This window comes from Vibrio cholerae ATCC 14035 (assembly GCF_000621645.1).
Taxonomy (GTDB): Bacteria; Pseudomonadota; Gammaproteobacteria; order Enterobacterales; family Vibrionaceae; genus Vibrio; species Vibrio cholerae.
The window spans coordinates 332,158-355,445 of the sequence record NZ_JHXR01000002.1; the positions used below are offsets into that span (position 1 = coordinate 332,158).

Consider the following 23,288-nt stretch of genomic DNA (forward strand, 5'->3'; position numbering starts at 1 on the left):
CTGTAACGCCTTGAAAGGCATCGTAAGAAGGAGGAAACATTTGTTAACAGAAGGCTAAAATATTTTTTCTTAACGACAAATTATATTTGCTTTATCACAGCAAAAAATTCACTAATTATGCACTCGAACCCCGGCATTGGGCTGGGCTAAAAAGGAATCAAAATGCAATGAAAACTTTCATTAAAGGATTGGTACTTTCTGCAGTCGTTGCCTCTTCTCAGGTTTATGCAGAGCAAACCCTAAACGTGTATGCGTGGGGTGGCTATCTGCCAGAGAAGTCGCTGAAAGCTTTTGAACAACAAGAAGGCGTTACTATTAACTATTCAACCTTTGAGAATAATGAGTCAATGTATACCAAACTCAAACTTCTGAAAGGCACTGGTTACGATGTCGTGTTTGCGTCCGCTTATTTTATCGAAAAGATGGGCCGTGAAGGGCTACTGGCAGAAATCGATCATAACCAAATCCCGAACATGAAAGATGCAATGCCAACCGTATTAGGACTGGCGCACGATCCTCAAAACAAATTCTCACTCCCTTACATTTGGGGGATTACGGGTCTTTACTACAACTCGTCTACCCTGCCTAACGGAATCACAAAATGGGCAGATCTGTGGGATAAGCAATACGAACAGCAAGTCATGCTGATTGACGATATCCGCGACGTGTTTGGTATGGCTCTAAAGCTTAACGGCTTTAGCATCAACACCAAAAATGAAGAGGAAATCAAGAAAGCGTACGAATCTCTGGTGGCACTGAAGAAAAACGTATTGCTGTATAACTCAGATGCGCCACACGTGCCTTACGTTTCTGGCGAAGCCACACTGGGCATGCAGTGGAACGGCAACGCTTACCAAGGCCAAGTGGAAATGCCTGAGCTGAAATTCGTTATGCCAGAAGAAGGCGCGGTACTGTGGATGGATAACTTCACCATTCCTTCAGGCAGCAAGAACATTCCGTTGGCGCACAAGTTTATTAACTTTATGTACCAACCAGAAAACCAAGCTGAGATTGTACAAAGCTTAGGTTATGCCTCTGCCACCAAAGGCGGTCGAGCGCTGCTACCGGCAGAACTGCGTGATAACCCGACTATCTTCCCATCGGATGAAGATATGAAAAAAAGCGAGTTCATTAACGATGTCGGCCCAGAAACGCTGGCGATTTATGAAAAGTACTGGCAGCGCCTAAGAAACCAATAAGGCTAAGCCCCCTAAAACGCACAAAGCCCGCATCAGCGGGCTTTGTTATTTGAGTTGACTCAGTTTAGCTTACGCTGCACAAAATCAAGAATATCTTGCATCAGCTCATCATCAATTTTCTTCAAATTCAGCACCAAATTATTGCCTTTACGAGCATAGCTGGCGCGGCCTTTGATGAGCTCCACCTTCGGTGTTTCGGTGCGCTTAGGAGGTAACACATCTTGAATCCAGCTTTCGATAGTTTCCGTGACTTCTTTGGTAATACGCGCCACACCTTGAGCTTGAGATTGCTGCCACACGAAACCATTTTCTTGATGGCATTTCGCTAATAATTGCTCACGCTGAGCCTCATTCAGCTCGTTAAACTGTTTATGTAATTTAACGATAGTAGGGCGGCCCAGCTCGACAACACTCGGATACGCCTGCAAAAGCTCTAGCGGTAAAGCGGCGGCTTTTAAGGCACCACTGACCAATGCCTCGCTGCACTGGAACATTTTGGCAAGCGCTTTTTGGTCTTCCGCTTCACCACTATCGAGCTTGGCTTGCATCTCTTTACCTTTCTCATATAGAGAAAGAGGTTTATGCGCATTCGCGACATCAGACAAAAACTTAGCGTGCTCAGCATTGATATTTTCAGCCACATACACCAAAAACTCTTTGCCCGCCAAGATACAAGACATGCGACGACGGCTACCATCAAGCACTTCGATTTTGCCATCTGCGGTTTTACGGCCAACGGCTGGGTATTGCTGTCCACGCTCACGCAATGTGGTCAGAACATCAGCCAAGGCATGTTCGGTTAAAAACGCCTGTTCACGGGCATTTTGAGCAAACACCACGGTTTTTTCCGCGACTTCATCAGCCGGAATTCGCATCAGTTCAAAGGTCACTACCTCTTCACCCGCTACAGCCAACTCAATCATCTGTGCTTGTGCTTTCACCGCAGATTGCGCTTCTGCAGGCGTCGTTGCACGGCGCTTATCCGCCTTTCCAAACAGCTTTGCGTTCAGTTCAGAAGTTTTAATTGCCATAAGTTACTTACCCCTGATTCAGTGAAGACCAATGTGAATGAAGTACGCGCTCTAGCTCTAAAGCACTTTTTTGTACCGCATCCTGAGCGGTCGCCAAGGTTTTTTTACCGCCCTCGAAATCGTTAACGGTCAAATCAAAGACGGTACTGTAAGTATCCGCACAGGTTTCAAACGCACGGCTGCGTGGGATGGTGGCCATCATGACTTGATCGCCCAACAAATAATTCATTTCGGTCAGTACCGACACCTGCTTCTTGTTGTCATCCTCAAACATGGTTGGCATCAGGCGTACAAATTCGAGCCCTTTCCAATCTTCAGGGAACATCTCGTACACCGTGGGCAAATGTTGGAAGAAATTGACCGTAGAAGCCCAGTCCAGTCGCTTCGCCGCACAAGGGATCAGTAAGGCATTCGAGGCATACATCGCGTTCCATACCAGTGGATCAACGTGTGGACCAGTATCAATCATGATGATGTCAAAATCGCTGGCAATTTTATCGATCAGCTTCTCTTTGAGTAAGCGAACAATATCTAGTGATTGATTTTGTGAGAGATATTGCCACGCCTCTGCGTTAAACATCGCATCTTCAGGAAACGCAGAAATGGTTTTCAAATTCGGATATTGAGTTGGCAACATCACGTTTTTGCGCAAAAACTCAGTGTCCACTTGCACCCCATCTGGCACATTATCCAGCATGATATCAACCGCGGAATAGATATTCGTATGCTCAGCCAGACTGATTTGTGGATTCAAGAATAGGCGTAATGAACCTTGTGGGTCTAAGTCAATCAAGCAGATGCGGTAACGCTTATCCAAATTGAGCGCTAAACAAGCGGCAAGGTGTACCGCGGTCATTGATTTCCCCGTACCACCCTTTTGGTTCTGCACGTTGATGATCCACGGTTTATTCTCATTATTTTTTTTGCGCTCATGGAATTTAGGCACGCCAGCGGCATCCATCAACATATGCGCTTCGGAAAGAGAGATAGAGTAGTGATTCGCGTTATTTTTGGTAAATTGATGTCCCGCTTCTTCCATCTTAGCGATAGCTTCATCAAGCTTGCGACGTGTTAAGCCTGAACGAGTTTCCATAAGGGCTTTAGACATTGGAGGAAAATGCTCATCACGGCGCTCCTCTAATACAATCTCAATTCGATCGGCCTGCACTTGTTGGGTAAGTTGTGCAAGCTGGTAGAGATTCTCTATCGTTTGTTCTCTTTTCATTGCCAATTTCCGTTATTAGGGCTTTAAACAGATTGTACAGCATAGTTTATTTAAAACAACAAAAAGGTGAACATAAAACAATGAATCAAAATCACACATATTGGAGTATTAACAGAAAATTGATACCAAACGAACAAAGTTAAGTATAAAAACCGCGTTTAAATAACCCACATATTCTTCGATAAGGAGAAAACATTTTAAATATTACAGTGTCACTTATTTACAATGTAAAGCCACGTTTTGAAGTGATGATGAATAAATAAAAGCGAGCCGTAAGCGGAACGATTAAACCGAGCCACTAAGTTACGGTGAATGCCATTCTGATTGAAATGATGCGCAGGATTCAAGCAAGATGAGAAAATGCCTATCTTTCCTCCAGCGAATAGGTATCACCGAAACGATGATCAAGAGCAGCAGCTTGATCATTCTTCCGTAAAAAATAGAGGGTTAAGGAAACATGATCAAGAGCTCATCATGGCTATGAGTCGAGGCAAGAGAATTAACAATTGAAGATCTTCAATCGGATCGATGATCAAGAGGTAAATCGTCGCGGAAGCATGTAAATTCATTATCAATTTACGGTCGATGTCAGGCAGAGTAAGGCTTTGGCTAGTCAGTGATGAAAAACCGTCTATCCTAACAAGTCTCAGTCAAAACAAGATAAACAGAACAACAGCCATGATCATGCTTTCGTAATCCCGCTCCGTCACCTTGGCCAGCGCAATATGGCGCTGAAGATGTCAATTGGAAGCACAAGTCACAAGTATTCATTGCGATATGGCCAAGAAATCATCCTCTCTTGATCATCTTTCCGTGGTCATGAGAGTACGAGAGGAAGGAGATACAACGACCTATCTTGATGTCATCCACTCAGGTTGTGGATAAACTGTGTGAGCACCTTGATCATGCTTAGAAGCTTACGTTGATCATTGATTCTGTTGACTGATGATCATGCTTAGAGGAACAAATGATCATGCTTTCGATCTTGTATTGATCATGGTTTCCATCGATACATGATCATGCTTCTGAATGGCTTAAAATAATCTCTTTTAATTACAATAAATTAGAACTAAAAATCGTCACAGATCATTAGATCACTCTAATCATATTTAATCATTTAAATCAGAAAGATCAGTTATTTAAAAACAACAAATTTTTCTTTATTTATGATCTCTTTTTCTTTATTCTCTTGGAACTATAGTGATATTACGGTAAGTGTGATACGGATCTAACCATGAGCTCAGAAGAAAAACGATTGATCAAATTGCCAAGAACTCACAAAGATGGTCATCTTTTTGAAGTCTCTGAAGCCGCGATTGACTGGATTGAACAGTATCAACACTTTAAAGGTGTCACGAAAAGCATTGTTGAACTTTTGAATCTGATCTCACTGCGTGGATTACGCAGTAGAGATGGCTTAGTTTCAACCACAGAACTGATTGATGCAACCGATGGGCAGCTGACGCGTGCAGCCATCCAGCAGCGCTTGAGAGCAGCGGTAGCTGTTGGATTGTTCAAACAAATCCCAGTGCGTTTTGAAGAGGGGCTGGCTGGCAAAACCATGCTCCATCGTTTCATTAACCCCAACCAATTGATCTCGGTACTCGGCTCAACCAGCTTAGTCACTGAATCGGTTAAGCAAAATGAAAAGCAAAAGCGCTCAAAAGCATTAGCGCAGACGCAAGTCAATCAACGTTTACTGCATGAGCATGGTTTAAATACACCGCCAGCCATGAAAGATGAGGCTGATCAGTTTGTGGTCTCACCGACTAACTGGGCAGGGATCATTGATCAAGCGTTAGCGCCACCCAGAACCCGCAAGAGCTACCAAAAGTCTATGGTTTCGATATCGGGTACTCGTGCTGTGATTGAAACACGATCGTCTAAAAACATCATGACGGTCGACGATCTGATGACTTTGTTTGCCTTATTCACTTTAACAGTGCAATACCATGATCATCACCAAGATGATTACCATTTCAATGCTAAACAAGCACCAAACAAAACGCCGCTGTATATCACCGACATTCTCTCTTTACGTGGCAAAAAAGACAGCGGCCCGGCACGTGACTCGATCCGTGACAGTATTGATCGTATTGAATTTACCGATTTTCAGTTGCATGAACTGACGGGTCGTTGGCTCAGTGAGAATATGCCAGAAGGCTTTAAAAGCGATCGTTTTCGCTTTTTAGCGCGCACCATCACCGCTTCCGAAGAGGCACCTGTGGAAGGCAGTGATGGCGAGATCCGCATCAAACCCAATCTGTACATTTTGGTGTGGGAGCCTTCGTTTTTTGAAGAGCTATTGACGCGAGATTATTTCTTCCTATTTCCACCGGAGATCTTGAAACAACATACCTTGGTATTTCAGCTCTACTCCTATTTCCGTAGCCGAATGTCTCGTCGTCATACCGATGTAATGATGCTGAGTGAACTCAACCAAAAATTAGCCAGAAACATCGAATGGCGACGGTTTTCTATGGATCTGATCCGCGAACTTCGTCGTCTCTCCGAAGGGAAGGGGAGTGAAGATCTGTTTGTGGTCAATCTCTGGGGTTATCACTTGACTGTGAAAAGCATTGAAGAGAAAGGCAAAGTGGTGGATTACCAAGTCGATATCAAATGTGATGTGGAAGAGGTACTGCGCTATTCACGCGCCAAAACCACCAACGCGGGTAAACGCAATATGGCTCCAACCTTGCCTAACCCTTTACGTAACGAGCTGGTTTCCAAGCAGAAACTGGCTGAGTTATCGAGCATCATCGATGGTGAATTTGAACCAATCCAGCGCAAAGCCCCTTCGCCGAGAGGCCGCTTAGGTCGGCGCGTGAAGCTACGTAAACATCTTGTCGAAATCAATGCTGATGAAATCACCATTACTCTATCGCGTTATACCTCTCCAGAAGCGCTAGAACGCAGTATAACGGCTTTAGCGGCTATGACTGGACACGCCCCTTCATCAATCAAAGAAGAGTGTGTAGAGCTCATAGACAAGCTAGATTGGCTGCGTGTTGAAAACGATGTGATCCAATACCCGACATTGAGCAAGCTGCTTGAGCTCTACAACAGCCAAAATGAGAGTAAACATCTGTCGATCGAAAAATTGATCGCAGGTTTAGCGGTACGCCGTAAAGTCTGTAAATTGGTTCAAGATGGGCACATTGACGAAACGGTGTATCGAGCCTTAGATGAGATGGCCGCTGGAGCCTAACCAAAACGGATTAGGCTGGGCGTTGGTTTTGTGACTTAAACCTGACAACAGTCTGACATTGAACCGAATAACCGCCGATACACTGCTTCACGAATAGACAACCTTTTGTCCTATCTGATGAATTGTAGATTGGCTCATATGTTTTAAGCGAGTTTAAATAGCTCGCTCTTTTTTTGCCTACGATTTGGCAAAATCCTGACTCAGTGCTTTCTATCCCGACTATCCGCGCATCGGATCTCGAGTTCCTTGATCATCGTTCCAAGCATGAAACGCCATAAAACGTACATGCGCATCGATCAAGGCGTGAGATTGAGATTCTCCACCCACTTGATGGTTGAGATGTTCAAGACTCAGCACCATCAGCTGTTGCATCCGTAGCAAACACCAAGATTTCAACTCCAAGTCACACTCAGGTTGAGCGGCGCAGAGCTGGAATCGACCGTAAGCCAAATTGAGATATTGCAAGGCCTTCTCGGTATCCGTCTCGCGATAAAACTCAAATTGACGCAAACAGGCATCAAGCCAGCAGGCAATCGCTTTGCTTTGAGTGGAATTGAGCGCAGGCTGCCAGAGTGCTTGCGGTGCGCCAAAAATCAAAGGTTGTAATTCAGCGACGGCAGCACAATCGTTATGTTGATACCAGTGATGAATGGTGTGTAACCAGTGCTGTAGTTCATTCATACCGTAAGTCTCGATCATCAAAAAAAGAGTTGATCCCATAAGATCAACGATCTGAAGCAAACCATATGGCTGATGCCACGCTTTCATTCTTGTAGTGTGGTTCACGAAGGCAATGTTTGCCATATACTCTTGATAGGGAAAGGGGAAGATCAATAAAATGACCGAGAAGAGAGGCGTTGTACTGCGAAATAACGCGCCAATTTAGCGGTGAGTTTGGGTATTAGCAAAAAGAATATCTATAGTTTTATTGATAGGATTTCTGAAGTATTGCCATAATCACAATATGGATTAAATCTACTTAACAAAGCACAGCGCCTTTGCTACAGATTAGCTGTTCCTAGCATGGTTTTTCGGAGGTATCTATGTCCATTAATTCTATTGACCATGATGACATGACGAACATTGCCAACAAATGGGATTCAATTGAAGAAATTGAATCCCAGCGACCAACAAAGAACTTGAAGTCAGCGGAAGCTCGACGCCGTATTGAAACGCTACGTGAGATACGCGAAAGCGGCCTGACTATCGAGGAAGCTAAAGAGCTGGGTTTGTTGCACTAGCCTTTGGTATCAGAGATATCGATGAAGGGTGACTTAGGTCACCCTTACTTATTTTTATTGCTTTAGTTGATTTGAAGCACCCAAAGCAACATTTTGACTCTTAATTTTCCGCATTCCTATGTTATATTTCGCCCCACGATTTTATTGACTGTGGGCTTACTAATGTCTTTCAACCTTGCATTACTGACTGCGGCAGAAAAAAACAGAGTAGAACTTGATAAACAAGCTTCTTACCTTGTTTGGCGACTTAAGCAAGCAAAAGCGGGACCGGAAGAGATCACTAAGCAGATGGCCAAGATTGCTTCTGAAAGCGAAAAACAGTGGTTTCAACAGTCGATAGAGAAGTACAAAAGAGTGATGGGCGTTGCGTAGCGTCTATGCTCAGCAGGTGGCAAATTGCAAACAGCAAGCCTTCTGCTAAAATCCGTCGCAACACATTGAATTAGAGAGAACATCCCAATGGGAAGAAGTTTTGAAGTGCGCAAAGCCTCAATGGCGAAAACTCAAGGCGCAAAGATTAAAGTTTACTCAAAATACGGTAAAGAGATTTACGTTTGTGCGAAAAACGGCGGTACTGACCCTGACATGAACTTATCGCTGCGTCATCTGATCACGAAAGCGAAAAAAGACCAAGTACCCGCACACGTTATCGAAAAAGCACTGGATAAAGCCAGCGGTGGAGCAGGTGAAGATTACCAACCAGCACGTTACGAAGGTTTCGGCCCTGGTGGCGCGAGTGTGATCGTTGACTGTCTAACGGACAACGGTAACCGTACCTACCAAGACGTGCGCCAATGCTTCGTCAAAACGGGCGCGAAAATTGGTACTCCAGGTGTGGTTGCACACATGTTTGATCACCAAGCGGTTTTCCAATTCCAAGGCGATGATGAAGAAGCTATTCTTGAAGCGCTGATGATGGCTGACGCGGAAGTGACAGACATCGAGCATGAAGATGGTGTGATCACTGTATTTGCACCTAACACCGAATTCTTCAAAGTGAAAACTGCTCTGAACGAAGCATTCCCAGATCTGACTCTGGATGTGGAAGAGATCACTTTCGTTCCACAAAACCGCACTGTTGTAAGCGGTGAAGACGCAGAAAAATTCCAGAAGTTCCTCGATATGCTGGATGACTGCGATGACGTACAGCAGGTTTACCACAACGCGGATATCGAATAATCGTTATCTTAAAAAGCCGAGCGAAAGCTCGGCTTTTTCATTTTGGGATATCAGCATCCTACCTTCAGCGCCAAGTCATTTGGGTATAAAAACAAAAATCATAAGGAGAACAAGATGAGAGTCAGCTTTATTGGATTAGGCGTGATGGGGTATCCCATGGCGGGACATCTACAAAAAGCCGGTTTTGACGTCACGGTTTTTAATCGTACTCAGGCGAAAGCGGTGGCGTGGGCGAAACAGTTTGGCGGGCAGTATGCTGAAACGGTAGCAGAATGTGTCAAGAACGCCGATGTGGTACTCACTTGCGTAGGTAATGACGATGATGTACGCAGCATGACCACGGCAGCTACTGGCGCTATTCCCGCGATGAAACCGGGCGCAGTATTGATCGATCACACCACGACCTCAGCACTGTTGGCTGAAGAGTTGTCGGCAGCGGCGCAGCAAGCGGGTTTGCATTTTATGGATGCTCCTGTTTCTGGTGGTCAGGCTGGCGCTGAAAATGGCGTCTTGACCATTATGTGTGGTGGCGACGAAGCACTCTTTGCCAAGATGCAACCTATCTTTGCCGCTTACGGGCGCTCTTCGGTTTTGATGGGTGCGGCAGGGCAGGGGCAGCGCGCTAAGATGGTCAATCAGATCTGTATTGCCGGTGTGCTGAATGGTCTGTCTGAAGGACTGATGTTGGCAGAGCAAGCCGGTTTGGATATCCCGAATCTGGTGGCGTGTTTGAAAAATGGGGCGGCTGGCTCTTGGCAGATGGAAAATCGCGCGCTCACCATGAGCCAAGAGAAGTTTGATTTTGGCTTTGCGATTGATTGGATGATCAAAGATTTGGGTTTTTGCCTAGATGAAGCCGCGCAGTTAGGCCTGAGATTACCGATGACAGAAAACACGATGACCGCTTACCAGCGCCTTTCTGCGCAGGGGTTAGGTCGTATGGATACTTCCGTACTGATTCAAGCGGTAAAAGAAGCTGCTAAGAAATAACCATGCTGACCACAAAAAGCGCCTCAGTGTGAGAGGCGCTTTGGGTCAACAGTGACCTTGGTGCAGTTCGTGGTATAGCGGTTCAATTTACACTGTAAACAACTCACACCTTAAAGCGCGCCACCAGCTCATACAGCTCGTGAGCTCGTCCATTTAATGTCTGGCTACCTTGACGGTTCTGGTTCGCTAAATCCGCCGATTCGCTACTTTGGTCAGAAATTACCACAATACGTTGTGAGATCTCTTGTCCGACAATGCTCTGCTCTTCAGTAGCCGTCGCGATTAAGGCGTTCATATCCATAATAGTGCCAATTGACGCTTGGATTTTTTGGAGCGCTTCGGCCGCCGCGTTAGCTTCACGCACGGTAGTAATACTGCGCTGTTGGCTCGATTCCATCGCTTTTACGGCTGCGTCTGAGCCCGCTTTCAACTGTTGGATCATTGTGTGAATTTGCTGAGTACTCTCTTGAGTACGGCTAGCAAGCTTACGGACTTCATCGGCGACCACGGCAAAACCGCGGCCTTGCTCTCCGGCACGCGCGGCTTCAATTGCTGCGTTGAGGGCGAGGAGGTTAGTCTGTTCGGCAATATCTTGAATCACGGCCAATGAGCTAGTGATGTTATTGACATCGCCTTCAAGTTTGGCAATGACGCTGCTGGCATCGGCCACTTCTTCGGCCAAAGCTTGGACTGAGCGAGCCGCAGCGTTAACGATGTTATGAACGTCGGTCGCGTTATCTTCAGCATCTTTGGCTGACTGCGCGGCATTATTCGCGTTGTTAGAGATCTCTTGAGCGGTCGTTGTCATCTCGGTCATCGCAGTGGCCACTTGTTCGGTCTCTTCTCTTTGATTCGATGCTAAATGGTCAACTTGAGTCGCCCGTTGGCTCATGGCATTGGTCTCTTCAACCACTTGCTGCCCAACTTGATTGACCCGTTTAATGATGTTTTGCAAGCTCTCTACAAAGCGGTTAAAGTTGTGGCTCAATTTATGAAATTCAGGAACACTGAATTTTTCCATGCGCGCGGTTAAATCCGCATCGCCACTGGCAAATGAACTAATTGAATTATCAAACAGCTCCAGTGGGCGCATGATGCTTCGGTTAATCATTATTGCCATCACGCTAACCAGAATGACAATAAGCAGCGTAATGCCAGCCAGTGTATATAGTCCTTGTTCGAGCTGCTCTTCTGCGCGCGCTTCCATCTCTGCAATTTCAGCATCGACATCGTCAGTGTAAAAACCGGTCCCTATAGTGAGATCCCACTGCGGGAGATAGACCGAATAACTCAGTTTAGGTAAGGGCGTCTGTTCGCCGGGTTTGGGGAAATAATAGGTTGTGAATTGGTTTAATTTGGCGTTTTTCAGCAAATCTTGAATCAGATAGTTGCCTTGGGTGTCTTGCATGTTCATAAAGTTGTCGCCTAAGCCATTCGTCGCTTTACCTAATAACAGGCGAGTACCTTTTGAATCATAACCAAAGATATAACCGCTTTGTCCAAACTGAATTTCACGTAATATCGCGATTGCATCATCGAGAGGGGCTTGGCGGGCTTTGAGTGGAGCAAGCGCAGTATCCGCGATTTGCAAATAGGATTTCAGTTCGGCCTGTTTCATTTCCATCATGGCCTCACGGGTATTGCGCATCTGCTCTTGGCTGAGTAAGCGGGTTTCGCTAAAAGTAAAGTACATCATACTTAATGCTATGGTGAGTAAAGGCACCAAAGAAAGGATGTACAGGCGTTGTCGAATCGTCAGGCTCATAGTTGTGGCTCACTTCGTTAGTTATTATTCCCTTTCTCGTTGAAGCGGTATCGGTATTGGCTACGTCCGTTTACCCCAATCACATCGTCTGCTTATGCTCATGGGGATCAACTTGCTTGCACCTATCTGCAACTCCAAGTCGTTTGGGGATATGAGAACTTTATTAATAAGCCTAGTTCAAAAAGGGATATTGTGTAGTGAGTGGCGGAAGATGTTTGAGTATAAGCAAAGAGAGCGTGCTATACTCTGCGCCCTTTCAGTTCGATAGAGCGACCATCATGAACCTTAAAACCGATATTCAACAACTCAACAATCGCATCGATACTTGCCGCCGTAAGTTGGATGCTGCAAAAAGTCGTGCCGATTCAGAGATGGTCAGCAAGTTTACCGATGAATTAGAAGCCTTGACTAAGCGTTTGAATAGCGTGAAAGGCAAGCAAGATTACGAACTCAATAAAATGCGTAAAACCATTGCCGATATGCCTTTCTCTCGTGAGCTGACTAAGCTTGAGCAAGCGGATTTAGGTAAGCTGAAAAAATCGGTGAAAGGGTTAGTGATCGTGCATCCGACCACCAAAATCGGTAAAGCATTGCGTGTCGAAGTGATGACGGGTTTTGCGCCTAAGCCATTCTAAATATGGCAAAGAATTTAAATAGAAAGAGCCAGCGTTTGCTGGCTCTTTTGCGTTTGTCAGGTCGATTTAGTAGCCCATCAGCTGCAATAGTTGCTCGGCCGTTTGTACCGCTTCTTTGCGGTTGGCGATATTGAGTTTCTGATACAGATTACGAATGTGGGTTTTGATGGTGGTACCGGCCACATCCAACTCATGGGCAATCTGCTCATTACTGAAACCGGAGTAGATGAGCCCAAGCACTTGCCATTCACGTTGCGTGAGTGGACTAGTGCGCACTAGCTCTGGAATGTTCGGGTGATTCACCAGCTTTTCGACAAACTCTTCATCAAAATGAATGGATCGGCTGCGCTGAGTGGTGGAGATCTCCTTGAGCAGCAGATGGGCACGATGGCGCTCCAAATCCCCTAGCTCACCTTTGTGAACCAGCTTCTCCAGCAGATGACCAATCTTGCTGCCATCAATTAAGAAATTACCAATCATGCCGGTTTGGTTGGTGAGGCGAAGTGCTTGTTTGAGCTTATCGCAGGCTTGCAGATCATCCCCTTCAGTGATGGCCAAAAGCGCTTGCACAATCAGGTTGCGATTGGTGTCGGTGACCAGTTGGTACTTGTGCGCCTGTTCTTGAATAAACGCGAGAGTAGAACGCGCTTCGTCTAGCTCGCCTAATTGAATTTGCGCGCGGGCAATATTGCGCCACTGCAGTTGAAGGAAGTGGTTACACGCTTCCTCTGGGCGAATGCTAGATTGCAGCCATTGACGGATCTCGGCGTTGTTCTCTTTGGCTTGCCAGTAGAGCAGCAAGGAGAGTGAAGCGTTCGCCGTCCAATCCACATGGTAAGTAGATTGCTTGAGCAGGTGTTGGATCTGCTCAATGAAGCGTCCGGCTTTATCCAGCTCACCTCGGCCAATCGCAATTCTAGCTAGCATCGAATAACAGTGCAGGTGCTTACTTTGCGAATGGTTTTCTAGCACGCTCAGCCCCTTATAAGCGGCTTGTTCGGCTTCATCTAAGCGGTTCCAGCACCATAAAATCTGCGCGCGAATCCGCAGCAAAAATTCATGTAGCGGAACTTGGTGCAGTTGCTGCTCTTCAATCAATTTAAACGCGTTATCCTGTACTTCGTATGCGGCCTGCACATAGCCCTGCGCCAGTAAAATTTCACTTTGCTGCAGCAGAGCCCACAGTGCTTGGTGATACACCTGATATTGGCGTGCCAGTTTCTCGGTCTGCTGCATCATGGAGAGGGCACGGGTGAGGTGTCCTAATACGTGGTTCACTTCACCAACGACAGAGGTCGCGACAATGCGGCTGCGATAGGTGGTGTGATCCAACTGGCTTAACGCGAGTTCAGCGAGTTCCAGTGCTTTTTCTGGCTCGTTTTGGTTAATTGCGACTTGGGCACGCAGCGCGTTAAATTCGCCTTGCTCTTTGGTGGAGAGTTCTACATTCAGTGCCTGCATCTCTTTCGCTGCTTTGGCGAGTAATGCGCCCACATCGTTATAGCGATGCTGACTCTGCGCGAGCCAAGCTTGCAGCATGCACAATTTAGGCTCGCGATACAGTTGAGCGGGTGTAAGCAGATTGATTGCCGATTCCAACACCTCAAGCTCACCTTGGTTAAACATCTTCCAACCAAACTGGCTCAAAATGCTCGCCAGCAACTCGCTATCTTGCGCCAAACGCGCATGACGCAGTGCTTGATGAGGTGCCGCGGCTTCTAACCACGCTTTGGCGGCGGCGCGTTGCAAATCTTGCTCTTGCTGCGGAATGCGCGCTTGACGTTGGTGCGCTAAAAATTCAGCAAACAGATTGTGGAAGCGATACCAGTTAGTTTCCCCTTCCAGCGGTGAGATAAATAGCCCGAAGCGGTTAAGTGACTCAATCATTGCCAGAGCATCATCGCGCCCTGTTAAGCTGCAGACTAATGCATCGTCAAAATGATCGAGTACCGAACACTGCATCAAGAAATAGCGGGTTTCATCGTCGAGCAGATCAAACACTTCTTCGACTAGATAATCCCAAAGATGCGCATGGTTAAAGTGCGAAACTGATTCGATGGTTTGAGCGAGCGTGCGGTGCTGATGCTGCGCTTGGAGAGCGATGAGCTGCATCGCAGAAGGCCAACCTTCCACATAATCGCGTAGGTGATTCGCCGTCAGCGCATCAATCCCATCGGAAACGCGTTGGTTGAAAAAGCGGGTCGTCTCTTCGGTATCAAAAGCCAAAAGCTCATTGCCGATCTCAATCATTAAATCACGCACGCGCAGGTTAGCCGTACCCAAAGGTGGAGTTGAACGGCTGGTGACCACCAAGGTTAAGTTATCGGGCATGTGCTTTAAGAAAAAGCGCATCGCTTCGTGAATGGTTTCATCATGGATCAGGTGGTAATCGTCCAGCACCACATAACATTCGCCGTGGTAGTCGGCCATCTCGGCAAACACTTCACTAAACAGCGAATGCAATGACGAAAACTGACGCTTCTCTGCCAATTTTTGCGCATTGGGGCAGGCGTTATGGGTTGCTTTATTAATCGCTTGCAGCAGGTAGTTCATAAAGCGGAACGGATCGTTATCGCTATCATCAATGCTGTACCACCCCAGATTAGGCTTGTCGGCAAGCCACTGCGCGGCCATGGTGGTTTTGCCATAGCCGGCGGGGGAACGAAACAGCACCAATTTATAACAGGTGGCGTGCTGCAATAAATCCAGCACTCGGGGGCGGACGATGGCGTTATGCAAACGTCCCGGGCGAGTCAGTTTCGAAGGGATCCACATCTTCTTTCTCTCGTCTATTCCAGTCAGAGCCTCATGCTCTTTTAACTTGAAACGCAAGTTCCAAGCCTAAGGGGAGGTGAATACGCGAGGCGCATCACACTCAGATGGGCGAATGTTACTTGAAGTCATTCTGTGCGTTTATTGATCCATACTGAGTTTTTTGTCTTCTTCACGTTTCGCACGTTACTACGCCCTATATTTGTGATGTTTATCACTAATCAATCTTTTTAAAACGGACGATATTGTTCAAGCCTCTACGCCATTTAGTGAAAAATGGGTAACAACTGCGAAATTATTGTGATCTATTTAGCAGAGTGGACAAATGAGTGATGGCTCGTTTTCTGACTTTTCATAAAGCCTAGCTATGGTTAATCGGCAGGTGGTGTGATCCGAATCACTGCTATCTCTGGCTGAACGGTGCATTGATGGGAGCTAGATCACTCACTACCAGACTCCTGTGCCTCTACGCCTTGGCTCCTCCTCCCAATTGATGAGAAAAGTGGGAGGATGTTTTGCAAAAGTCGTAGAGGCAGGATAGGGCTCAGATGGATTAGAACCAAACAGTGAGAGTTCACAATGAAACCTACTCAACAGAAACAGTTTGACAAGAAGTTGTTCCAAGAAAACGTAAAGCGTCATTTGACCGCAACTTATGCTACAACAGTAGAGCACGCTTCGGCGCGTGCTTGGTATTTGGCGATGGGACGTGCCCTTGCTGAATTTACGACGTTTGATTTGCTGGAAACCGAACAGGATGAACGCATCCTCAATAGCAAAAGCCTGAACTACCTATCGCTGGAGTTCTTGATTGGCCGCTTAACCGGCAACAACTTGATCAGCATGGGTGTGTATGAAGCGGTTGCAGAAGCGATGGAAGAGCTTGGCCAGAACCTGAGCGACTTGCTGGAAGAAGAGCGCGACCCATCATTAGGTAACGGTGGTTTAGGCCGTCTTGCCGCCTGTTTTATGGATTCTTGCGCGGCGCAAGAATACCCGACCGTGGGTTACGGTCTGCATTACGAATATGGTTTGTTTAAACAGTCTTTTGAAGAAGGCCGTCAAAAAGAAGCGCCGGATGCATGGTGTGGAGTCGAAGGCTACCCGTGGGAAGTCGCGCGTCCTGAGCTGAAGCAGGAAATTGGTTTCTACGGCCACGTTGAAGTCGTCAATGAAAATGGCAAAGAGCGTCGTCGTTGGGTACCGGGCATGCTGGTGCAAGCGATGCCGTGGGATCTGCCGATTGTCGGCTACCAAAGTGATACGGTTTACCCGCTGCGTTTGTGGGAGTGTCGCGCAATCGCGCCTTTCTCGTTAGAAAGCTTCAATAACGGTAACTACTTTGAAGCGCAGCACGCGCTGATCGATGCAGGCAACATCACCAAAGTCCTGTATCCGAATGACAACCACGAAAAAGGCAAAACCCTGCGTTTGATGCAGCAGTATTTCCACAGTGCAGCGTCGGTGCGCGATATTCTGCGTCGCCACGAGGCGGCAGGGCACGCGTTGGCGGATCTGCCGAAATACGAAACCATTCAGCTTAACGATACGCACCCAACCATCGCGATTCCTGAGCTGATGCGCATTCTGATCGATGAAAAGCTGATGTCGTGGGAAGCGGCGTGGGCGATCTGTTCGCACACTTTTGCTTACACCAACCACACTCTGCTGCCAGAAGCACTGGAAACGTGGAGTGAGTCGCTGATCCAACGCCTGCTGCCACGTCACATGGAGATCATCTACGAGATCAACCACCGTTTCTTGCAACAAGTGCGTGCCAAATGGCCGGGTGATGTCGCGAAACAGCAAAAGCTCTCCATCATCGAAGAAGGCTTCCACCGCATGGTGCGTATGGCCAACCTGTGTGTGGTCGGCTCTTATGCGGTGAACGGCGTAGCGGCGCTGCACTCAGAATTGGTGAAGCGTGACCTGTTCCCTGAATTTGTTGAGCTCTATCCGGGCAAAATCCAGAACGTGACCAACGGTATTACGCCACGTCGCTGGCTGAAGTTCTGTAACCCAGGTTTATCGGCGCTGATTTCAGAGAAGATTGGCCATGAGTGGCCTGCGAAGCTGGATCAACTGACCAAAGTGGCGCAGTACGCGGAAGATGCGGCGTTCCAAAAACGCTTTATGGAAGTGAAAAAAGCCAACAAAGCGCGTCTGGCTGAGTGGGTGAAAGATCACATGGGCATCGAGCTTGATACCAATGCGATTTTTGATGTGCAGATCAAACGTCTGCATGAGTACAAGCGTCAGCATCTCAATATGCTGCACATTTTGTCGCTCTATCACCGCCTCATCAATGATCCAAGCTTTGACATGCATCCACGAGTGGTGTTCTTCGCTGCAAAAGCGGCGCCGGGCTACCACTTGGCGAAAGAGATCATCTATGCCATCAACATGATCGCGCAGAAAGTCAATAACGATCCGCGGGTCGGCAACAAGCTGAAAGTGGTATTCATCCCTGACTATCGCGTCAGCATGGCCGAAATCATCATTCCAGCGGCAGATGTGTCTGAGCAGATCTCGACCGCAGGTAAAGAAGCATCCGGTACCGGCAACATGAAGATGGCGCTCAACGGTGCGCTGACCATAGGTACCATGGATGGCGCGAACGTCGAAATTCGTGAAGAAGTGGGCGATGACAACATCTACATCTTCGGTCTTGAAGTGGATGGCGTAGAAGCACTGAAAGCGCGTGGTTATAACCCATACGATTTCTATCATGCCGATCCGCTCCTCAAAGCATCGCTGGATCTGCTGGTGGGTGAAGAGTTTACGCCGGGTGCTCCGGGCAAACTGCGCGCGACCTATGACAGCTTGCTCGATGGCGGTGACCCATATCTGGTGTTGGCAGATTTCGCCTCTTACGTGAAAGCGCATGAAGCGATCGACAAACAGTATCGTGACCAAGCGGGCTGGGCGAAAAAAGCCATCCTCAATACCGCGTTAGTGGGCAAATTCAGCTCCGACCGCAGTATCCGCGACTACGTGAATAACATTTGGAAACTGAGCGCTGTACAGCGTTAAGCCCCTTTGGTGAGTCAGACCCCTCTGGCTCACCTTTTTTACATACCCTACACGGAAGGGGAAAGCAGTCCCTTCGGAGAGAGCGATGAATCAAGACAATGCATTAAAACAAGTCGCTGCAATGGCAAAAATTGCCGATCGATATGTCAGCGCGTGGGGCAGTGAAGCTCAAGTGGAAGACGACACGATCCGTCGTCTTTTGGCGTCTCTTGGCTATGACACCAGTAGCGATGAAGCCTTGCTGCAATCGGCAGAGAAGAAACACAAAAAAGATGTGGTGGATCCGGTACTCGTGGTTCACCAAGGTTCGGCGATCGAAGTCCCGCTCTACCTTGGCGTGAGTGCGCGCGAAAGCGAATTTGATTGGCGCTTGCAGACCGAGCAAGGCGAGGTGCTGGAAGGCTATCTGCAATCACAAATTGTACGTGATGAACGTGCCGAAGGCGGCCCACTGGTGTTTGCTCTGCCTAACGATCTGCCTTTGGGCTATCACACCTTATTGATTGCCCGTAAGCGTCGCAAAGCACCTTACGAAATGACCCTGATTGTGACGCCACAAGCTTGCTACAAGCAACCAGCCTTGGCACAAGGCAAAAAGCTGTGGGGACCGAGCGTTCAACTTTATACCCTGCGTACCCAGCACAACTGGGGCATGGGAGACTTTGGTGATTTGAAACAACTCGTGGCGGATATTGCATCACGCGGCGGCGATTTTGTTGGCTTAAACCCGATCCATGCGCTGTTTCCAGCCAACCCAGAGGGCGCAAGCCCGTACAGCCCATCCTCTCGCCGTTGGCTCAACATTCTGTACATTGATGTGAGCTCAGTACCTGAATTTGCCCTCAGCGCCGAAGCGCAGCAAAAAGTCGGTAGCCCAGAGTTCCAACAGCGCTTGCAAAAAGTGCGTGATGCCCATTGGGTAAACTACAGCGAAGTGGCTGAGCTTAAAATGAGCGTCTTACCTCTGCTGTTTGCCGAATTTAAAAAACGTCATCTGGATAAGCAGACCGATCGCGCGCATGCGTTCTTAAAGTTTGTGGAAGAGGGCGGAGAAAGCTTGCTGCATCAAGCGGCGTTTGATGCGCTGCATGCCGAGTTACATGCACAAGATGCATCGGTGTGGGGCTGGCCTGTTTTCCCAGAGAAATATCGCCGTTTTGATCACAGTGCGGTACAAAAATTTATTGAAGATCATCAAGATGCGGTGCACATCTACATGTACTTACAGTGGATTGCCGATACTCAGATCCACGAAGTGCAATCCCTGGCCGAAGAAAAAGGTATGGCCGTTGGCTTATACCGCGATCTCGCCGTTGGCGTCGCTGATTCTGGTAGTGAAACGTGGGCCGATCACGGTAACTTGCTGCAAGATGTCAGCATTGGTGCACCGCCGGATGTACTGGGGCCTTTGGGGCAAAACTGGGGCTTACCGCCACTCAACCCACAGGCGCTTCAAGCCACGGCGTATGGCGCGTACATCAAACTGCTGCGTGCTAACATGAAACACTGTGGCGCATTGCGTATCGACCATGTACTGGGTTTGCTGCGTTTATGGTGGATCCCGAAAGGCGAAAACGCGACGAAAGGCGCGTACATTTACTACCCAGTCAAAGATATGTTGGCGATTTTGGCGCTCGAATCTCACCGTCACCAGTGCAGCGTGATTGGCGAAGATTTGGGAACCGTACCAGATGAAATTGTTGAGCTGCTACGCGACGCGGGCGTGCATTCGTACAAAGTCTTCTTCTTCGAAACCTCGAAGGAAGATGGTGGTTACGTTTCTCCGGCGCATTACGCAGAGCAATCCATGGCCGCACTTTGTACTCATGATATGCCAACCCTGCGCGGCTTCTGGCACTGTGATGATCTTAAAATGGGACGTGAAATAGGCCTCTATCCCGATGAAGAGCAGCTGCAAGGCTTATTTGACGATCGCCTGAAATCCAAACAGGGTATTCTCGATTCAGTGGCGTGGCACGGCTATTTACCGAATGGCGTTGGGCGTGATGCGACTCAGGTTCCGATGGATTCCTACTTGAGCGAAGCACTGCAACTGCATGTGGCGGCAGGCTCTTCCGCGTTACTGAGCGTGCAGTTGGAAGATTGGCTAGAGATGGATAAGCCAGTCAATATTCCGGGAACGGTCAACGAATACCCGAACTGGCGACGTAAGTTATCGATGAATCTGGACGAGATTTTTGCGCGCGAAGAAGTGAACCGCATTGCGGCACGTCTGACCGAAGTGCGCAGCAAAGCCAGCCAATAAGGAAATCAGTGACCAATTTCTTAACTATGGCCAAAAGAAGTTTCGGGTTGGTCACTCTTTCCTCCTTGCTAAGTCCGGTAAGATGGACACACGCTTTGCCCGCGCCTTGCGGGCTTTCTGTTATACCCAAATACCTTGAAGAGGCGCTAACACGCCGATCTTTAAGCCGGAAGGGGATATTCGCTAGTTAGGTTAGGAGTTAGGTTTGAAGATCACAAAAAAACCATCCAAGGTTCAACAATTTTATGATCAGTTGGCGCGTGCAGCGTTTGCTGATCCCTTTTCATTTCTAGGCCCTTACATTCCCGCTGAACAAGGTGCGCTGCGAGTGTGGATGCCGGGGGCTGACAACGTCGCGTTGGTGGTTGAAGGGCAAGCTCGTGTGGCGTTAGAGCGTGAAGGCGAGGGCGGCTTTGTGCTGAAAGATGGCCGTAATCTGCGTTTTACGCACTACCAATTGGCTGTCGATTGGGCGGGTACCGAGCAGTTACTCGATGATCCGTATCAATATCACGGCCTCTACGCTGAATATGAAGATCTGCATACGCCAAAGCAGATGTATCACCATATGGGGGCGCAGTTTGTCACCCTAGAGCGTGATGGAAAAATGGTCTCTGGCGTACGTTTTCTGGTGTATGCCCCTCACGCGGCGGCGTGCAGTTTGATTGGCGCGTTTAACCATTGGGATGGTCGTCGCCATCCGATGCAGCGTCTCGATTACGGTATTTGGGGAATTTTTATCCCCGGCTTGCCGGAAGGCACGCAATACAAATTTGAGCTGAAAGGCCCACATGGAGAAGGTCTGCCGCATAAAGCGGATCCGTGGGGTTTTTATGCTGAGCAATACCCTTCTTTTGCTTCTGTGACTTATGATCACCGTCGTTATCAGTGGCAAGATACGGCTTGGCAGCAGCGCCCTGTGACTGAAAAGCGTAAACAAGCGCTCTCGTTTTATGAGCTGCACGTTGGCTCATGGAAGCGAGGCGAAAACGGTGAATTCCTCAATTATCGTGAATTGGCCGATCAATTGGTGCCTTATCTGGTTGAGATGGGTTATACCCATGTTGAGTTAATGCCTGTCGCTGAGCACCCATTTTATGGTTCTTGGGGCTATCAACCGGTTGGTCTGTTTGCGCCCACTAGCCGTTACGGCTCGCCGGATGATTTCAAATATTTTGTCGATTTGTGCCACCAAGCGGGGATTGGTGTGGTGCTCGATTGGGTGCCTGCGCACTTCCCGTCGGATTCTCACGGTCTGGCCAATTTTGATGGCACGCCCTTATTCCATGATCCGGATCCACGTCGCGGTTGGCATCAAGACTGGAACTCTTACATCTACGATCTTGGTCGCGAGCATGTGCGCCGTTTCTTAGTCGCTAATGCGCTGTATTGGTTTGAGATGTTCCATATCGATGGCATTCGCGTTGATGCGGTCGCATCGATGCTCTATCTCGATTATTCGCGTAGCCATGATCAATGGATCCCGAATGTTGACGGTGGACGCGAAAACTACGATGCGATTGCTACCTTCAAATGGATGAACGAGGAGGTGTACAAACACTTCCCGAATGCGATGACGATTGCCGAAGAGTCGACTGCGTTTCCTGGCGTTTCTGCCCCGACCTTTATGGGCGGTCTCGGGTTTGGTTTTAAGTGGAACATGGGCTGGATGCACGATAGCTTATCGTACATCAAAGAGGATCCGGTGCATCGTAAATACCACCACAATACCCTGACTTTCCCGCTGATTTACGCGTTTAGTGAAAACTATGTGCTCTCTTTATCACACGATGAAGTGGTGTATGGTAAGCGCTCGCTTATGTACAAGATGCCGGGTGATGAGTGGCAGCAAACCGCCAACTTACGCGCCTACTTGGGTTATATGTATGGTCAGCCGGGCAAAAAACTCAACTTTATGGGTACCGAATTAGGACAGACTGCGGAGTGGGATCACGATGGTCAGTTGCAGTGGTTCTTAACGCAATTTGAGCGCCATGCGGGGATCCAGCGTTTGGTGCGTGATTTGAACCATCTGTACCAAGCCCAAACCGCGTTGCATCAGCTTGATTGCGATCCGCGTTGCTTCGAATGGCGCTTACAAGATAATGCCGATCTCAGCGTGATCGCCCATGAACGGATGGATGAAGCTGGTAATCGTGTGTTAGTGATCACCAACTTCACGCCTGTTCCACAGCAGGCATTTCGCTTAGGTGTTCCTAAAACAGGGAAGTACCGCTTGTTGCTCAATACTGATGCCAAGCAGTACAACGGCAGTGATTATCCGGTATTGCAGGATGTGAGTACGGAAGCGATCAGCAGTGAAGGTTTGGATCAATCGCTGCTATTGAGTGTGCCGCCGCTCGCGACGCTATTTTATCAATGGAGTGCGAAGTAGCTCTTCCCGTTTGTCGTTATATAGCCTTCCTACTTGAAGCTGCAACGCCAAGTAGGAAGGCTATACCTTATGAAAAAAACCGCTGTGGCGGTTTTTTTGTTGATTTCCTACTCATGCTCTTCTACCTGCAGGGCTAAGTGGTGAGTGGATCTCTCTGAATACGGGATCTTTGCCAAAGATCTCTGCTTCCTAAACTCGTGACTTTTTGCCCGCCAAGCAAGATCTTGCTCAGCGTTGGGCAGCTTTTTGCTTTGTTGATGGGACTATTTCTATAACTTATTGATTTTGAATGGTGTGAAAGTTGGCATCCCACTTGCTCTTTGTATCGCGACGGTGCGCAGAGCGC

At 47.9% G+C, this 23,288-nt stretch carries 15 protein-coding genes; 10 read left to right on the top strand and 5 right to left on the bottom strand.

From position 1 onward, the window contains the following. Positions 1–167 precede the first annotated feature (167 nt). Positions 168–1,199 (top strand): ABC transporter substrate-binding protein, encoded by a 1,032-nt coding sequence (locus tag T411_RS0103435; RefSeq protein ID WP_000846695.1) that lies wholly within the window; start codon positions 168–170, stop codon positions 1,197–1,199. Positions 1,200–1,258: 59 nt separating this feature from the next. Here T411_RS0103435 and T411_RS0103440 read toward each other — a convergent pair whose 3' ends face one another. After that, a complete protein-coding gene (locus T411_RS0103440) occupies positions 1,259–2,230 on the bottom strand; it encodes a ParB/RepB/Spo0J family partition protein (protein WP_000985780.1) in 972 nt (323 codons plus the stop codon). A gap of 7 nt (positions 2,231–2,237) precedes the next feature. Continuing rightward, a complete protein-coding gene (locus T411_RS0103445; protein ID WP_000817997.1) occupies positions 2,238–3,455 on the bottom strand; it encodes an AAA family ATPase in 1,218 nt (405 codons plus the stop codon). Positions 3,456–4,689: 1,234 nt separating this feature from the next. On the opposite strand from T411_RS0103445, the gene T411_RS0103450 reads away from it, so the two are divergent. Beyond that, on the top strand, positions 4,690–6,666 hold the full coding sequence (locus tag T411_RS0103450; RefSeq protein WP_000093519.1) for a replication initiator protein RctB domain-containing protein: 1,977 nt from the start codon (positions 4,690–4,692) through the stop codon (positions 6,664–6,666). A 219-nt stretch (positions 6,667–6,885) separates the two neighbouring features. Here T411_RS0103450 and T411_RS0103455 read toward each other — a convergent pair whose 3' ends face one another. Beyond that, the gene (locus T411_RS0103455; RefSeq protein ID WP_001916918.1) at positions 6,886–7,347 is read right to left on the bottom strand and encodes a hypothetical protein; all 462 of its coding nucleotides are present in this window, start codon (positions 7,345–7,347) and stop codon (positions 6,886–6,888) included. 362 nt (positions 7,348–7,709) lie between these two features. Here T411_RS0103455 and T411_RS0103460 point away from each other — a divergent pair, with 362 nt between their 5' ends. From T411_RS0103460 to T411_RS0103475, 4 genes are all read left to right on the top strand, one after another. Then, entirely contained in the window at positions 7,710–7,907 is a 198-nt protein-coding gene (locus T411_RS0103460; protein WP_000026548.1) for a PA3496 family putative envelope integrity protein, read from the top strand. 162 nt (positions 7,908–8,069) lie between these two features. After that, entirely contained in the window at positions 8,070–8,279 is a 210-nt protein-coding gene (locus T411_RS0103465) for a DUF3283 family protein (protein ID WP_000009502.1), read from the top strand. Between the two features lie 87 nt (positions 8,280–8,366). Then, positions 8,367–9,086: a YebC/PmpR family DNA-binding transcriptional regulator gene (locus tag T411_RS0103470; protein ID WP_000533705.1), complete on the top strand. Its 720-nt coding sequence runs from the start codon at positions 8,367–8,369 to the stop codon at positions 9,084–9,086. A 42-nt stretch (positions 9,087–9,128) separates the two neighbouring features. Further along, on the top strand, positions 9,129–10,076 hold the full coding sequence (locus tag T411_RS0103475; protein WP_001889815.1) for an NAD(P)-dependent oxidoreductase: 948 nt from the start codon (positions 9,129–9,131) through the stop codon (positions 10,074–10,076). A 103-nt stretch (positions 10,077–10,179) separates the two neighbouring features. On the opposite strand, the gene T411_RS0103480 is transcribed toward T411_RS0103475, so the two are convergent. Beyond that, on the bottom strand, positions 10,180–11,841 hold the full coding sequence (locus T411_RS0103480) for a methyl-accepting chemotaxis protein (RefSeq protein WP_000059787.1): 1,662 nt from the start codon (positions 11,839–11,841) through the stop codon (positions 10,180–10,182). Positions 11,842–12,119: 278 nt separating this feature from the next. Here T411_RS0103480 and T411_RS0103485 point away from each other — a divergent pair, with 278 nt between their 5' ends. Next, entirely contained in the window at positions 12,120–12,476 is a 357-nt protein-coding gene (locus T411_RS0103485; RefSeq protein WP_001050215.1) for a YibL family ribosome-associated protein, read from the top strand. Positions 12,477–12,542: 66 nt separating this feature from the next. Here T411_RS0103485 and malT read toward each other — a convergent pair whose 3' ends face one another. Continuing rightward, positions 12,543–15,251, bottom strand: coding sequence for an HTH-type transcriptional regulator MalT (gene malT, locus T411_RS0103490; protein WP_000264934.1), 2,709 nt, complete (start codon positions 15,249–15,251; stop codon positions 12,543–12,545). Positions 15,252–15,827: 576 nt separating this feature from the next. Here malT and T411_RS0103495 point away from each other — a divergent pair. The 3 genes from T411_RS0103495 to glgB all read left to right on the top strand — a co-directional run bounded on the left by T411_RS0103495 (position 15,828) and on the right by glgB (position 22,942). After that, a complete protein-coding gene (locus T411_RS0103495) occupies positions 15,828–18,281 on the top strand; it encodes a glycogen/starch/alpha-glucan phosphorylase (RefSeq protein WP_000805363.1) in 2,454 nt (817 codons plus the stop codon). Between the two features lie 85 nt (positions 18,282–18,366). Beyond that, positions 18,367–20,547 (top strand): 4-alpha-glucanotransferase, encoded by a 2,181-nt coding sequence (gene malQ / locus T411_RS0103500; protein ID WP_001070795.1) that lies wholly within the window; start codon positions 18,367–18,369, stop codon positions 20,545–20,547. A gap of 205 nt (positions 20,548–20,752) precedes the next feature. Beyond that, positions 20,753–22,942, top strand: coding sequence for a 1,4-alpha-glucan branching protein GlgB (gene glgB / locus T411_RS0103505; protein WP_000705039.1), 2,190 nt, complete (start codon positions 20,753–20,755; stop codon positions 22,940–22,942). Positions 22,943–23,288: the final 346 nt, after the last annotated feature.

Excerpts from the sequence above, each read along its gene's own strand:
- T411_RS0103435 (WP_000846695.1), top strand. The coding sequence starts at position 168 with ATGAAAACTTTCATTAAAGGATTGGTACTTTCTGCAGTCGTTGCCTCT.
- T411_RS0103440 (WP_000985780.1), bottom strand. The coding sequence starts at position 2,230 with ATGGCAATTAAAACTTCTGAACTGAACGCAAAGCTGTTTGGAAAGGCG.
- T411_RS0103445 (WP_000817997.1), bottom strand. The coding sequence starts at position 3,455 with ATGAAAAGAGAACAAACGATAGAGAATCTCTACCAGCTTGCACAACTT.
- T411_RS0103450 (WP_000093519.1), top strand. The coding sequence starts at position 4,690 with ATGAGCTCAGAAGAAAAACGATTGATCAAATTGCCAAGAACTCACAAA.
- T411_RS0103455 (WP_001916918.1), bottom strand. The coding sequence starts at position 7,347 with ATGAATGAACTACAGCACTGGTTACACACCATTCATCACTGGTATCAA.
- T411_RS0103460 (WP_000026548.1), top strand. The coding sequence starts at position 7,710 with ATGTCCATTAATTCTATTGACCATGATGACATGACGAACATTGCCAAC.
- T411_RS0103465 (WP_000009502.1), top strand. The coding sequence starts at position 8,070 with ATGTCTTTCAACCTTGCATTACTGACTGCGGCAGAAAAAAACAGAGTA.
- T411_RS0103470 (WP_000533705.1), top strand. The coding sequence starts at position 8,367 with ATGGGAAGAAGTTTTGAAGTGCGCAAAGCCTCAATGGCGAAAACTCAA.
- T411_RS0103480 (WP_000059787.1), bottom strand. The coding sequence starts at position 11,841 with ATGAGCCTGACGATTCGACAACGCCTGTACATCCTTTCTTTGGTGCCT.
- T411_RS0103485 (WP_001050215.1), top strand. The coding sequence starts at position 12,120 with ATGAACCTTAAAACCGATATTCAACAACTCAACAATCGCATCGATACT.
- malT (WP_000264934.1), bottom strand. The coding sequence starts at position 15,251 with ATGTGGATCCCTTCGAAACTGACTCGCCCGGGACGTTTGCATAACGCC.
- T411_RS0103495 (WP_000805363.1), top strand. The coding sequence starts at position 15,828 with ATGAAACCTACTCAACAGAAACAGTTTGACAAGAAGTTGTTCCAAGAA.
- malQ (WP_001070795.1), top strand. The coding sequence starts at position 18,367 with ATGAATCAAGACAATGCATTAAAACAAGTCGCTGCAATGGCAAAAATT.